At 69.9% G+C, this 12,862-nt stretch carries 12 protein-coding genes; 7 read left to right on the top strand and 5 right to left on the bottom strand.

What is annotated here, in order from left to right; all coding sequences use genetic code 11:
• Positions 1–4 precede the first annotated feature (4 nt).
• On the top strand, positions 5–271 hold the full coding sequence (locus tag ACFV6V_RS02570; RefSeq protein WP_385557981.1) for an antitoxin: 267 nt from the start codon (positions 5–7) through the stop codon (positions 269–271).
• A gap of 231 nt (positions 272–502) precedes the next feature.
• On the opposite strand, the gene ACFV6V_RS02565 is transcribed toward ACFV6V_RS02570, so the two are convergent.
• Positions 503–1,249: a class III extradiol dioxygenase subunit B-like domain-containing protein gene (locus tag ACFV6V_RS02565; protein WP_385557978.1), complete on the bottom strand. Its 747-nt coding sequence runs from the start codon at positions 1,247–1,249 to the stop codon at positions 503–505.
• Between the two features lie 34 nt (positions 1,250–1,283).
• On the bottom strand, positions 1,284–2,801 hold the full coding sequence (gene miaB / locus ACFV6V_RS02560; protein ID WP_385557975.1) for a tRNA (N6-isopentenyl adenosine(37)-C2)-methylthiotransferase MiaB: 1,518 nt from the start codon (positions 2,799–2,801) through the stop codon (positions 1,284–1,286).
• A 146-nt stretch (positions 2,802–2,947) separates the two neighbouring features.
• On the opposite strand from miaB, the gene ACFV6V_RS02555 reads away from it, so the two are divergent.
• The 4 genes from ACFV6V_RS02555 (at position 2,948) to ACFV6V_RS02540 (ending at position 7,994) form a co-directional block, all read left to right on the top strand.
• Positions 2,948–3,550 (top strand): (2Fe-2S)-binding protein, encoded by a 603-nt coding sequence (locus ACFV6V_RS02555; protein WP_385557972.1) that lies wholly within the window; start codon positions 2,948–2,950, stop codon positions 3,548–3,550.
• Positions 3,551–3,584: 34 nt separating this feature from the next.
• The gene (locus tag ACFV6V_RS02550) at positions 3,585–4,589 is read left to right on the top strand and encodes an FAD binding domain-containing protein (RefSeq protein ID WP_385557969.1); all 1,005 of its coding nucleotides are present in this window, start codon (positions 3,585–3,587) and stop codon (positions 4,587–4,589) included.
• Positions 4,586–6,850: a xanthine dehydrogenase family protein molybdopterin-binding subunit gene (locus ACFV6V_RS02545; protein WP_385557967.1), complete on the top strand. Its 2,265-nt coding sequence runs from the start codon at positions 4,586–4,588 to the stop codon at positions 6,848–6,850. Before ACFV6V_RS02550 ends, ACFV6V_RS02545 begins: the two co-directional genes overlap by 4 nt.
• Positions 6,851–6,992: 142 nt before the next feature.
• The gene (locus tag ACFV6V_RS02540) at positions 6,993–7,994 is read left to right on the top strand and encodes a TAXI family TRAP transporter solute-binding subunit (RefSeq protein ID WP_385557964.1); all 1,002 of its coding nucleotides are present in this window, start codon (positions 6,993–6,995) and stop codon (positions 7,992–7,994) included.
• 64 nt (positions 7,995–8,058) lie between these two features.
• Here the strand turns inward: ACFV6V_RS02540 and ACFV6V_RS02535 are convergent, their stop codons facing one another.
• The 3 genes from ACFV6V_RS02535 to ACFV6V_RS02525 form a co-directional block, all read right to left on the bottom strand.
• Positions 8,059–8,490, bottom strand: coding sequence for a GNAT family N-acetyltransferase (locus ACFV6V_RS02535; protein ID WP_385557961.1), 432 nt, complete (start codon positions 8,488–8,490; stop codon positions 8,059–8,061).
• Between the two features lie 81 nt (positions 8,491–8,571).
• On the bottom strand, positions 8,572–9,993 hold the full coding sequence (locus ACFV6V_RS02530; RefSeq protein ID WP_385557958.1) for an ATP-binding protein: 1,422 nt from the start codon (positions 9,991–9,993) through the stop codon (positions 8,572–8,574).
• A gap of 15 nt (positions 9,994–10,008) precedes the next feature.
• Positions 10,009–10,707 (bottom strand): response regulator transcription factor, encoded by a 699-nt coding sequence (locus ACFV6V_RS02525; RefSeq protein ID WP_385557955.1) that lies wholly within the window; start codon positions 10,705–10,707, stop codon positions 10,009–10,011.
• A gap of 303 nt (positions 10,708–11,010) precedes the next feature.
• Here ACFV6V_RS02525 and ACFV6V_RS02520 point away from each other — a divergent pair, with 303 nt between their 5' ends.
• Together ACFV6V_RS02520 and ACFV6V_RS02515 are read left to right on the top strand one after the other, a co-directional pair.
• Complete coding sequence (locus ACFV6V_RS02520; protein WP_385557952.1) at positions 11,011–11,796, top strand: amino acid ABC transporter ATP-binding protein; 786 nt, start codon at positions 11,011–11,013, stop codon at positions 11,794–11,796.
• Between the two features lie 101 nt (positions 11,797–11,897).
• Complete coding sequence (locus ACFV6V_RS02515) at positions 11,898–12,743, top strand: glutamate ABC transporter substrate-binding protein (RefSeq protein ID WP_385557949.1); 846 nt, start codon at positions 11,898–11,900, stop codon at positions 12,741–12,743.
• Positions 12,744–12,862 lie beyond the last annotated feature (119 nt).

Below are 12,862 nucleotides of genomic sequence, written 5' to 3'. Positions count from 1 at the left end.
ACCCATGGGCATCCTGGACACGCTGAAGGCCAAGCTCGCCCCGGCCAAGGACAAGGTCTCCGACTTCGCGCACCAGCACGAGGACAAGATCGACAAGCTTGAGCACGGCCTGGAGAAGGCCGCGGCGAAGGTCGACCACCGGACCAAGGGCAAGTACCACGACAAGATCGAGTCGGGCACAGGCAAGGCCAAGGAGGCACTGGACCGCCTAGCCCACAAGGAAGGCGTCGCGGGCCCCAAGGACCCGGGCACCATGCCGCCCTCCCCCTGAAGACGCGGCAGCACGCGGGCTCTCCTGCGGGCATCCGACAGGCGGGGCGGACGGGGAAGGCCCGAAAGAGCTCAGCAGTGCGCAGCAGAGCGACGTGGACGGCTGCGGAGCGAGACCTGCTCCGCGGCCGTCCGCTGTGGCGAACCGTGCGGGCCGGACCAGGCGGGGCACGGCCGGGCACGGCAGTGAGGGACAGCGGGGAGTGAAGGACCAGGCGGGGTGGCCCGTGCGTTACAACGCCTCCGACGCGGACGACCACGCGGCCACGAAGTAGCCGACGCCATAGGGAGCGCCCTCGTACAGCAGCCGCCCTGCAGTCCGTGTGCCTTCGGCCGCACCCGCGAGCACCTGCCAGGGAGCACGGCCGGCGGCCTTGAGCTCGCCCGCCAGGGAGGCGTCGATCGCCATCAGTGCCGCCGAGTCCGCCGCACCCAGGGCCCGGGCGGCAGCGGCGTCGAACGCGGCGGCCCGTTCGTCCAGATAGCCGGGAGCCTTCAGGGTCCGGCAGGCACTTCCGTCACCCATGATCAGCAAAGCGGTGCGCGACGGCCCGGCAGCCAGCTCACGGCCGGTCCCGCCGCACCGCTCCGGGGGCAGCAGCGGATCGATCGCGAGCCCCTCCACCGGGGCCGCGTCCCACCCTGCCCGGTCGAGCAGCCACGCGGCGACGGTCAGCGACGCGGGAAGCCGCCGAGCGCGCGCCTCGGGGACGGCTGTGGTTTCGCCGGGTTCGCCGAGCCGCAGATCCCCATCGACGCCGTAGCCACTGAAGGATCCCGAAGCGCCCTGCGGGTACACCCCGGCCTCACCGGGACCGGCCGGGCCGATCACCACCAGCCGGTCCGGGCGGGCAGCCGCGAGACCGTCGAGCGCCTGCGCGCATGCGGCCCGCGCCGCGTCCAGCTCGGGTGCGGCGCCAGCGGCCACCTCGGGCACCAGGAGCGGGGGGCAGGGGCAGACGGCAGCGGCGACGAGCATGATCCGCAGCCTAGTACCTGCCCCGGCACCCGCGTCAGCCGACCGAGCAGCCGCCCGTCGCGGCAGGAAGCGGCGCCGGGACGCCGATCGTCGGGATGCCCAGGAGCACACCCGCGGGCTGGGCCGGGGCGGCGTTGCGCTTCTCCCAGGCGTCGCCCGCCCGGGTGCGGCGCACCGCAGTCGTCGGACCCTCGGCGAGCAGGTGGTGGGGGGCCGCGTAGGTGATCTCGACGGTGACCACGTCACCGGGCCGTACCTCGGTCCCGGGCTTGGTGAAGTGGACGAGACGGTTGTCCGCCGCCCGCCCGGAGAGCCGGTGGGTGGCGCCGTCCTTGCGACCCTCGCCCTCCGCGACCATGACCTCGAGCGTCCGGCCGACCTGCTTCTTGTTCTCCTCCCAGGAGATCTCCTCCTGGAGCGCGACCAGCCGTTCGTAGCGGGCCTGGACGACCTGCTTCGGGATCTGGCCCTCCATCTCGGCGGCAGGAGTCCCGGGCCGCTTGGAGTACTGGAAGGTGAACGCCTGCGCGAAGCGTGCCTCACGCACGACGTGCAGGGTCTGCTCGAAGTCCTCCTCGGTCTCGCCGGGGAAGCCCACGATGATGTCGGTCGAGATCGCGGCGTGCGGAATCGCGGCCCGGACCTTCTCGATGATCCCGAGGAACCGCTCCTGCCGGTACGAGCGGCGCATCGCCTTGAGCACCGCGTCGGAGCCCGACTGGAGCGGCATGTGGAGCTGCGGCATCGCATTCGGGGTCTCCGCCATGGCCGCGATCACGTCGTCCGTGAAGTCGCGGGGGTGCGGCGAGGTGAAGCGGACCCGCTCAAGACCCTCGATGGCGCCGCAGGCTCGCAGCAGCTTGGAGAACGCCTCAGGGTCGCCGATGTCGGAGCCGTACGCGTTGACGTTCTGCCCGAGCAGGGTGATCTCCGAGACGCCTTCGGCGACCAGTGCCTCCACCTCGGCAAGGATGTCGCCGGGACGCCGGTCCTTCTCCTTGCCGCGCAACGCGGGGACGATGCAGAACGTGCACGTGTTGTTGCACCCGACGGAAATGGAGACCCATGCGGCGTAGGCGCTCTCCCGGCGCGTGGGCAGCGTGGAGGGGAACGCCTCGAGCGATTCGGCGATCTCGACCTGCGCCTCGTCCATGACCCTGGCGCGCTCCAGCAGCACCGGCAGCTTGCCGATGTTGTGCGTGCCGAAGACGACGTCGACCCACGGCGCCTTCTTGACGATGGTGTCGCGGTCCTTCTGGGCCAGGCAACCGCCGACGGCGATCTGCATCCCGGGGCGGGACGTCTTCATCGGGGCGAGCCGCCCGAGATTGCCGTACAGCCTGTTGTCGGCGTTCTCCCGGACCGCGCAGGTGTTGAACACGATGACGTCGGCCTCGCCGTCGCCGGCACCCTCGGGCGCCCGGACGTATCCCGCTTCCTCCAGCAAACCGGACAGTCGCTCGGAATCATGGACGTTCATCTGACACCCGTAGGTGCGGATCTCGTAGCTGCGCTTGACGTCCACTGCCTGGCTCCGGTCACTGCTGGTCATGCATCAAGAGTAGGCGGTGCCGCGGGCACCCTCGGCCCTGCGCCCACCCCTCGCCCACCTCCGCGACAAAAGGCCCCGGTTGCAGCCACTTTGCACCGGTATAAGCATGGAGAGGAAGCCTCCAAGGGGAGCACGGGAGGGATGACATGCCTGTACGTGGCAGCCCCACCACCCAACGTGGCCGAGCTCTGGACGAGCGCGGCCCCGGGCCGTGCGAGGTCGTCCTCGGCGTCAACGGCACCGAGCGCACGCTGGAGATCGAGCCGCGCGTGAGCCTGCTCGACGCCCTTCGCGAGCATCTGCAACTGACCGGCGCCAAGAAGGGCTGCGATCAGGGCACCTGCGGTGCCTGCACGGTATGGGTGGACGGACGGCGCGTGCTCGCCTGCCTGACGCTGGCGGTGACCTGCGAGGGTCATGAGATCACGACCGTCGAGGGCCTCGCGGACAAGGACGAACTGCACGCGATGCAGCAGGCGTTCATCGCGGAGGACGCGTTCCAGTGCGGCTACTGCACTCCGGGCCAGATCATGTCGGCCGTGGCCCTGCTCGATGAGGGCCACGCCCATGACGACGCCGAGATCGGCGAGTGGATGAGCGGCAACATCTGCCGCTGCGCGGCGTACCCCCGAATCCGGGCCGCGATCCGCGCCGTGCGCGACGGCACCGATCAGGCTCAGCAAGCGGATCAAGCGCGCCAGACCGCGCATCCGGACCAGGAGCGCCCGGACCAGGAGTCCGCACCCTGACAACGATCAAGCAGCCGACCCAGGGAGCCCCGCCGTGCGGTCCATCTCCTACTCCCGCGCCCCCGACACGGCCAGTGCGGTCGCCGCCGTGAGTTCCGACCCCACCAGCGACTTCCTCGCGGGAGGCACCACCGAGGTCGATCTGCTCCGGCAGAACGTCCTCTCCCCCAGACGTCTCGTCGACATCAACGCCCTCCCGCTCACCGGCGTCGAAAGCACCCCCGACGGCGGTCTGCGCATCGGTGCCCTCGCCAGGATGAGCGAGGTCGCCGCGGCTCCGGTCGTACGCGAGCGCTACCCGGTGATCGCGCAGGCGCTGGAACTGGGCGCCTCGGCGCAGCTGCGTCACATGGCGTCCATGGGCGGCAATCTGATGCAGCGCGTGCGGTGTTCGTACTTCAGGGACGCCGAGTCGCCCTGCAACAAGCGGGAGCCGGGCACGGGTTGTTCCGCGATCGATGGATTCAGCCGCGGCCATGCCGTGCTCGGCACCAGCGACCACTGCATCGCCACGCACCCGTCCGATGTGGCGGTGGCCCTCATGGCCCTCGACGCCCGGGTACGGACACAGGGCCCCGAAAGCGTCCAGGAAGAGCACGTGTACGCGATCGACGGCTTCTACCTGCTGCCCGGCCACACCCCGCATCGCGAGCACCCGATGGCACATGGCGAGCTGATCACCGCGATCGAGGTCCCGGCCGCACCGGTCGCCCGGAACTCCCTCTACCTGAAGGTGCGCGACCGTGAGTCCTACGAGTTCGCCCTGGCGTCGGTCGCGGTGGCGCTCTCGCTCGTGGACCACACCGTGGCGGACGTAAGGATCGCCCTCGGCGGAGTGGCCACCAAACCCTGGCGAGCACGACGCGCCGAGGACTTCCTCATCGGGGCCGTCGCCGAGCGGGCGAACTTCGTCCAGGCGGCACGGGTGGAGCTGGCCGACGCCACACCCACCGCGATGAACGCCTTCAAGGTCACACTCGCCCAGCGCGCGATCGTCCGCGCGCTGGAAACCCTCTCAGCAGGCGGGAGCCCAGCATGACCGCGGCACCCATGGCACCCACGGCAGGCCGTTCGGGGGCGGCGGTCGGGCAGCCCTTCGCCCGCGTGGACGGCCGCGCCAAGGTCACGGGAGCGGCACGCTATTCCGCCGAGATCCCGATCCCGGGTCTGACGTACGCCTACGTCGTCGGCGCGCGTATCGCCTGCGGGCGCATCACGGCCATCGACACGAGCGCCGCTCTGTCCGAGGACGGTGTACTCGCCGTCCTGACCCACCAGAACCTGCCGAGGGTCGCGACCCAGCCCCCGCTCATCCCGTCACTGGCCGGGACGGCCGCACCGGGACAGACCTTCTTCCCGATGCAGGACGACATCGTCCACTACGCGGGCCAGCAGGTCGCACTCGTCGTCGCCGACACCTATGAGCGGGCCCAGCACGCGGCGAGCCTGGTCCGGATCAGCTATGCCGAAACGCCCTCGGTCACCACGATCGGCCAGGGCCGGGATTCCGCCTACGAGCCTGAGTCCATCTTCGGCGGGTTCATGCCCGGGCGGATCGAGCGCGGGAACATCCAGGCGGGGCTCGACCACGCCGACGTCCGGGTGGAGGCCACCTACACCTTCGCCGCGAACAACCACAACCCGATCGAGCCCTCTGCCACGACCGCGCAGTGGCAGGGCGACGAGCTGGTGCTCCATGACGCGACCCAGGGGGTCAACGCCACCCAGATCACCGTGGCCCGGCTGCTCGGTATCCCGCTGTCCCGGATCCGTGTCATCGGCCAGTACGTGGGCGGCAGCTTCGGTTCCAAGGCCATGGTGCACAACCACTGCGCGCTGGCCGCGATGGCCGCACGCGAGGTGGGGCGGCCGGTGAAGCTGGTCCTCACGCGTGAGCAGATGTTCACCTCGGTCGGCCACCGCGAGGAACAGGAGCAGCAGCTCACCGTCGGCGCCACCCGGGACGGCCGGCTGACCGCGATACGCCACCACAAGATCTCGGTGACCTCGCACTTCGACCACTGGGCCGAACCCTCGCTCGGTGTCTCGTCCCAGCTCTACGCCTGCCCCCACTACCAGGGGATCTACCGTCTGATCCGCGGCAACACGATGACACCCACCTTCATGCGCGCTCCGGGTGAGGCGTCGGGGATGTTCGCCCTCGAATGCGCGATGGACGAGCTCGCCGGGGAACTCGGCCTCGACCCCGTCGAGCTGCGCCTGCGCAATCGGACCGAGCACGACCCCAACACAGGCCTGCCCTGGTCCAGCTGCGGCCTCAGGGAGTGCTACGAACGGGGCGCCGCCCGCTTCGGCTGGGGCGAGCGCGGCGCCGACCCGGGGGCGCGGCGCGAGGGGCACTGGCTGATCGGCAGCGGCATGGCCAGTGCCGCGTACCCGGTCGCCCCGCCGGGCAGCCCGCAGCGTGCCCGCGCCCGGCTGTACGCCGACGGCACCGCCGTCGTGCAGGCGGCGACGCCCGAGTTCGGCACGGGTGTGACCACGGTCATGACCCAGGTGGCCGCCGATGCTCTCGGGATGCCCTTCGAGCGGTGCCGTTTCGAGCACGGTGACACCGATCTGCCGAGCATCGCCGCCGCTGTCGGCTCTGCGGGCGCCGCGATGATCAGCGCCGCGGTGCACAGCGCGGCCACCGCCCTGCGCAACCAGATGGTCGCCCGCGCCGTCGGCGACAAGGGCTCGCCCCTGCATGGCGCGAATCCGGTCGATGTCGTCGTCCGGGACGGGGTGATGACCGCGGGTACAGCAGCGGAGTCCTATGTCTCGCTGCTCCAGCGCCACTTCCTGCCGGACGCGGAGGCCACCGGATCCTGGAGCCCGCCCGGGGCGGCCGACGCGGAGTACGCGATGCTCACGTTCGGCGCCCAGTTCGTCGAGGTGGCCGTCGATCCGGAGCTCGGTCTGATCCGTGTGCGCCGGATGACCGGGGCGTTCGCTCCCGGGCGGGTGCTCAACCCGAAGACCGCCACGGGCCAGCTCATGGGCGGGATGCTGTGGGGGCTGGGGCAGGCACTTCTGGAAGCCAACCACATGGACCCGGACACGGGCCGCTGGGCGAACGCGAGCCTCGGCGAATACCTCGTCGCGGTCAACGCGGACGCCCCTGACGTGGATGTCGAGCTGATCGAGGTGGACGACCCGGTCGTCAATCCGCTGGGGGTCAAGGGGGTCGGGGAGATCGGTCAGGTGGGCGTGGCCGCCGCGATCGCCAACGCCGTCCACAACGCCACGGGCCGGAGGATCCACAAACTGCCGATCACCATCGAGGACGTGCTGTGACGGCGCGCTGACCCAGTGCTGACCCGCTGCTGCCCCAGCGGGGCACCGGAGCGGACATCCGCCCCGGCATCGGGCCCCCGGGTCCCTGCCCGGCGCCGGCCGGCCTGGCCATCATGGGCGGTGAGCTGGCAGGATCGCGACCATGCCCCGAGCTCTCCCCCGCCCCACCCGACGCCGTGCCCTTCAGGGCTCCGCGGTGCTCGCCGTGGTGTGCGGGCTGCTGCTGTGGTGGCTCCTGCCGTTCGGTGAGAGCGCCCCGAGCGGTCGGCTCACCTTCAGTACAGGTGTGAAGACCGGTGTGTACCAGCGATACGGCGAGCTGCTCAAGGGCGCGCTGGCCCGCGATCTGCCCGGCGTCGACATAGACCTGCGGACCAGCGAGGGCTCCCAGCAGAACCTCGCCCGGGTGGCCGCGGGCGAGGCCGACTACACCATCGCCACCGCCGACGCCGTGGCCACGTACCAGCGGGACGCCAGGCCCGGCGCTGACCGGCTGCGCGCCTGCGCGCGGCTGTACGACGACTACGTACAGCTGGTGGTGCCCGAGGGCTCACCCGTCAAGACCCCCGCCGACCTGCACGGCATGAAGGTCGGCGTCGGGCAGCCGGGCTCCGGCGTACGGCTGATCGCCGAGCGGGTGCTGAGGGCGGCGAAGCTCGACCCGGCGAAGGACGTCGAGCCTGTGTCGGCTGGCATCGACACCATGCCGGACCTGCTGAAGGGGGGACGGCTCGACGCCTTCTTCTGGTCGGGCGGGCTGCCCACCAGCGCGGTGCAGACGCTGTCCGAGCGCCTTCCGATCCGGTTGGTCCCCCTCGGCGACAAGCTGGTCGACCAGCTCCTCGAGACGAGCTCGGTCACGCGCTACTACCGCTCTGCCGTGATTCCCGCCGACGCCTATCCGCACATGCTCGGCGGATCCGTCCAGGTGCAAACCGTCGCCGTGACGAATCTGCTGGTCACCACCACGGACGCGGACCCGGAGCTGACCGAGCGCATCACCCGCACGGTGATCAACAGCCGGGACCGCATCGGGCACGAGGTGCACCCCGCGCAGCTGGTCGACTTCCGGACGGCGATCTACACGGATCCACTGCCGCTGCACGAAGGTGCCCGGCGGTACTACAGCTCGACCAAGCCGTAGCCCGCCGTAGCCGCGGTACCGGCGGCGGTGGGCCGAGCCGCTGCACCAACGGAACCGCCGCGGCTCACTGCTCGCCCAGCGCCATCCACTTCTCCGGCTTCGCCAGGGGCTCGAAGCCGATCCTGGCGTACACCTCGTGCGCGTCGGCGGTCGCCAGCAGGACCCGCCGCAGCCCGTACGGTGCGAGATGCTCGCGGACGGCGGCGACCAGGGCGGTGCCCAGGCCCTTGCCGCGGGCATCGGGTGCGATGTAGACATCGCACAACCAGGCGAATGTGGCCCGGTCGGTGACCACGCGGGCATAGCCGACCTGTGCACCGGAGGCACTGTCGTAGAGGCCGAAGTTGAGAGAACCGGCGATGGCCGTGTCCTGCTTCTCCCGGCTTCGACCGAGGGCCCAGTACGCGTCCTGTGACAGCCATCGGTGGATCAGCGCGGGATCGAGTCGGGCAGGATCGGCGGATATCTCGTAGCCGGCGGGAAGAGCGGTGTGCATGGCCGCATCCAAGCAGCGCGCAGCCCGCGGAGGCCAGCGAATAGCCGCGAGCCGGACGCTCCGGGGGCTGGGCGCGCCCCGCTACGACCGGGGCGCCCCGTCGTACTCCGGGCCTGCGGGCGGCGTACGCGGCACCGTGAGCGTGACCCGCAGTCCGTGCGGCTCGCTGTGCGCATACGCGATCGATCCGCCGGCGGCCGCGAGGAGCGCGCGGGTGATGGAGAGGCCGAGGCCCGAGCCCTTCACGTTCTGGTGGCGGTTGCTGCGCCAGAAGCGGTCGCCGACCCGTCCCAGCTCCTCGTCGGTCAGTCCGGGCCCTCGATCGGTGATCACGATGGTGGAGGTATCCCCGTCCGCTGAGACCACGACGGTGACCTCCTCGTCCTCGGGAGTGAACTTCAGCGCGTTGTCGATCACGGCGTCGAGGGCGCTGGAGAGTGCGATGGGGTCGCTCCAGGCCGTCACCGCGGTGCCGTGGCCGACGAGCCGTACGCCCTTCCCCTCGGCGAGCGGGCGCCAGGCCGCGACCCGTTCGGCCGCGAGCTCACCGATGTCGGTCAGCCGCAGATCCGCCGACGCGTGCTCGGCCAGCGCGAGGTCGAGCAGATCGTCGAGTACCTGGGCCAGCCGCTTGCCCTCGGTGCGTACGGAGGCGATCTCCTGGTTGCCCTCGGGCAGTTCGAGTGCGAGCAGCTCGATACGCAACAGCAGCGCCGCGAGCGGATTGCGCAGTTGGTGGGAGGCGTCGGCGACGAAGGCGCGCTGCTGTTCCAGTACCTCTTCGACGTTGTCCGCCATCTCGTTGAACGAGCGTGCCAGCCGACGCAGTTCAGGGGGGCCCCCGGAAGCCGCGACGCGTGAGTTCATCCTGCCGGTGGCGATGTCGTGGGTGGCGGCGTCCAGCACACGTACCGGCCGCAGCACCCAGCCGGTCAGCCGCACGGCCGCCCCGACGGCGACGAGCATCGCCGCGGACTCCCCGGCCGCGATCACCAGCCATCCGGCCAGGATCCGGGAACGCAGCTGCCCGGTGGGAGAGTCGGTGACGACGACCGCCACGACATCGCCCTCCCTCACCACCGGTGAGGCGACGACGAGTCTGGCTCCTGCCTGCCAGGGCCACACCTGAGGCGGGTCATGACTGCGCCGCCCGAGCAGCGCCTCCCGGAAGGCCCGGCGTCCTTCGCCCTCGTCGGGTATCTCCCAGTACTCGGGAGCGCGGGCCATCGCGGCCTCGCTGCGGTAGAAGACGCCGGTCCGCATTCCGTACACGTCGTGATAGCGGTTGAGCTCCTCCACGAGCCGTTGCCTGCGCTCGTCCTGCCGGGACACCCCGTCGGTGACGAACTGCGCCTGGGCGGCGAAGCGTGCGGTGTCGTCCAGGCGGTCGACGACGACGTTCTGCTGTTCGGCCGCGGCAAGGCTCACGGCGAGCGGAAAGCCGAGGGCGAGCAGCACCGCCGCCATGAGGACGATGAGGAGGGGAAGGAGACGAGTACGCAAGGGAAGCTGTGGCCTCTACGCGGCGGGCGCGACCAGGCGGTACCCCACGCCGCGCACGGTCTCGATCAGAGCGGGCATCCGGAGCTTGGAGCGCAGCGAGGCGACATGCACCTCGAGAGTGCGGCCGGTGCCCTCCCAACTCGTGTGCCACACCTCGCTGATGATCTGCTCCCGCCGGAAGACGACACCGGGGCGCTGGGCGAGCAACGCGAGGAGGTCGAACTCCTTGCGGGTGAGCTGGACGACCTCACCGTCGACGCTGACCCGGCGGGTGGGGAGCTCGACCGTGACGGCACCGAGCATGAGAGCGCCGGTGGACGGAGCCGCGTCGTCACCGGGCACGTTGCGCCGGCTGACGGCATGGATGCGCGCGAGCAGCTCGCCCGTGTCGTACGGCTTGACGACGTAGTCGTCGGCGCCGAGGTTGAGCCCGTGGATCCGCGAGCGGACGTCCGAGCGCGCGGTGACCATGATGACCGGGGTGGCCGTGAGCTTCCTGAGCTTTCCGCAGACCTGGTATCCGTCCTGGTCGGGCAGCCCGAGATCCAGCAGGATCACGCCGAAGGGCGGCCTGTCACCGTCGGTCACGGGCAGCACGGCCTGGAGCGCCTCCTCGCCGCTGCGGGCGTGGGTGACGGAGAAGCCGTGTCTGGCCAGTACCGCGGAGAGAGCGGCGGCCACGTGGTCGTCGTCCTCGACCAGCAGAAGTCTCACTGGCCTCCCTCCGGATTGATGGCCGGGCCTCCCCGGTCCCGCGACAGCCGCGACATCCGGATCAGGTCCTAGCTCTGGCGTGTGTACACCGCATGAACGCTGATCACCGCCCGGTGAGTCAAGGGGCGCCCCCTTGTTCCGCGGTTTCCGTTATCGACCCGGTACGCCACCCATGATCCCGTTCACCCTCGGTGTCCAGTCGATGCCGTATCGTTATGCTCAATTTCAGCTCAGATGTACTGACGCTGGTCGCACCGCGTGCTTAGGGTCCTCTCCAACCGAGGAGGACGGAGCAAGAAGCCGATGAGCGGAGTGTCAGTGACCAAGGGCGTGGAGGATGCCGCACCCACGGCGACCGACCTGGTCGTACTGAGCAACGTCAACAAGCACTTCGGCGCGCTGCATGTGCTCCAGGACATCGACCTGACGATCGCGCGCGGCGAGGTCGTCGTGGTGATCGGGCCCTCCGGGTCCGGCAAGTCCACACTGTGCCGCACCATCAACCGGCTGGAGACGATCGATACCGGCGCCATCGCGATCGACGGGAGGCCGCTGCCCCAGGAGGGCAAGGAGCTCGCCCGGCTGCGCGCCGACGTGGGCATGGTCTTCCAGTCGTTCAACCTCTTCGCGCACAAGACCGTGCTGGAGAACGTCATGATGGGCCAGATCAAGGTCCGCAAGACGGTGAAGAAGGTCGCCGAACAGAAGGCACGCTCCCTGCTCGACCGGGTGGGTGTGGGCACCCAGGCCGACAAGTACCCGGCACAGCTCTCGGGCGGTCAGCAGCAACGCGTCGCGATCGCCCGGGCGTTGGCGATGGATCCGAAGGTGATGCTCTTCGACGAGCCCACCTCCGCCCTCGACCCCGAGATGATCAACGAGGTGCTCGAGGTCATGCAGCAGCTGGCGCGGGACGGAATGACCATGGTCGTCGTCACGCACGAGATGGGCTTCGCACGGTCGGCCGCGAACCGTGTGGTGTTCATGGCAGACGGCAAGATCGTCGAAGAGGCCTCACCCGAGGAGTTCTTCAACAACCCCCGCAGCGACCGCGCCAGGGACTTCCTGTCGAAGATCCTGCACCACTGAGCAGCTTCACAGCCTCAGTGATCAGCTTTTCGATCACTCGATTCAGCCGATCACCGGTCACCGCATCGCTTCAAGATCGCTTCAAGTCAAGGGAAGTCACCATGAACCTTCGCAAGGTCACCGCCGCCTCGGCCGTCGTCCTCTCGCTCGCCCTCGCGACCACCGCCTGTGGCGGCGGCAAGAAGGACTCCGCCGACGGCGGCAGCGACAAGGGCGGCAAGATCACGATCGGTATCAAGATCGACCAGCCGGGTATCGGTCTGAAGACCCCGGACGGCAAGTACACCGGCTTCGACGTGGAGGTCGCCAAGTACGTCGCCAAGGAGCTGGGCTACGAAGAGGGCGACATCGTCTTCAAGGAGACCAAGAGCGCCGACCGCGAGACCGCGATCCAGCGCGGCGACGTCAAGTTCATCGCCGCCTCCTACTCGATCAACGACAAGCGTCTGGCGAAGGTCGACTTCGCGGGCCCCTACCTGCTGGCCCACCAGGACATCCTGGTCCGCGCCGACGACAACTCGATCAAGTCCCCCGAGGACCTGAACAACAAGAAGCTCTGCTCGGTGGCCGGCTCGACCTCGGCACAGAACGTCAAGGACAAGCTGGCCCCGAAGGCTCAGCTCCAGACGTACGGCGGCTACTCCGAGTGCCTGACCGGTCTGCAGAGCAAGGTCATCGACGCGCTCACCACCGATGACTCGATCCTCGCCGGCTACGCCGGACAGGACGCCTTCAAGGGCAAGTTCAAGCTCGCCGGTTTCAAGATGAGCAACGAGAACTACGGCATCGGCCTGAAGAAGGGCGACGCCGAGCTCAAGGACAAGATCAACAAGGCGCTCGAGAAGATGGTCTCGGACGGCTCCTGGAAGAAGGCCGTGGACGCGAACTTCGGCCCGGCCGGCTACAAGAACGAGGAAGCCCCGAAGATCGGCAACATCGTCAAGTGACGCTTGGCTGACCGGGCGCGGCGCGGGGGGGGGGGGCGGCGCGCCGCCGCCCGGCTGGGGGGCGCCGGGGGGGGCCGCGGGGGAGCACCCCCAGGGGGGGGGGGCCGAGGAGGACGGCG

Source organism: Streptomyces sp. NPDC059828 (assembly GCF_042731955.1).
In the GTDB taxonomy this organism is placed as follows: Bacteria; Actinomycetota; Actinomycetes; order Streptomycetales; family Streptomycetaceae; genus Streptomyces.
The sequence above is the reverse complement of the archived record's forward strand: the minus strand, read 5'-3'. Positions and strand labels throughout refer to the sequence as shown.

Bases quoted from the DNA above. Each gene is read 5' to 3' on its own strand.
- ACFV6V_RS02570 (WP_385557981.1), top strand. From the start codon at position 5: ATGGGCATCCTGGACACGCTGAAGGCCAAGCTCGCCCCGGCCAAGGAC.
- ACFV6V_RS02565 (WP_385557978.1), bottom strand. From the start codon at position 1,249: ATGCTCGTCGCCGCTGCCGTCTGCCCCTGCCCCCCGCTCCTGGTGCCC.
- miaB (WP_385557975.1), bottom strand. From the start codon at position 2,801: ATGACCAGCAGTGACCGGAGCCAGGCAGTGGACGTCAAGCGCAGCTAC.
- ACFV6V_RS02555 (WP_385557972.1), top strand. From the start codon at position 2,948: ATGCCTGTACGTGGCAGCCCCACCACCCAACGTGGCCGAGCTCTGGAC.
- ACFV6V_RS02545 (WP_385557967.1), top strand. From the start codon at position 4,586: ATGACCGCGGCACCCATGGCACCCACGGCAGGCCGTTCGGGGGCGGCG.
- ACFV6V_RS02540 (WP_385557964.1), top strand. From the start codon at position 6,993: ATGCCCCGAGCTCTCCCCCGCCCCACCCGACGCCGTGCCCTTCAGGGC.
- ACFV6V_RS02535 (WP_385557961.1), bottom strand. From the start codon at position 8,490: ATGCACACCGCTCTTCCCGCCGGCTACGAGATATCCGCCGATCCTGCC.
- ACFV6V_RS02520 (WP_385557952.1), top strand. From the start codon at position 11,011: ATGAGCGGAGTGTCAGTGACCAAGGGCGTGGAGGATGCCGCACCCACG.
- ACFV6V_RS02515 (WP_385557949.1), top strand. From the start codon at position 11,898: ATGAACCTTCGCAAGGTCACCGCCGCCTCGGCCGTCGTCCTCTCGCTC.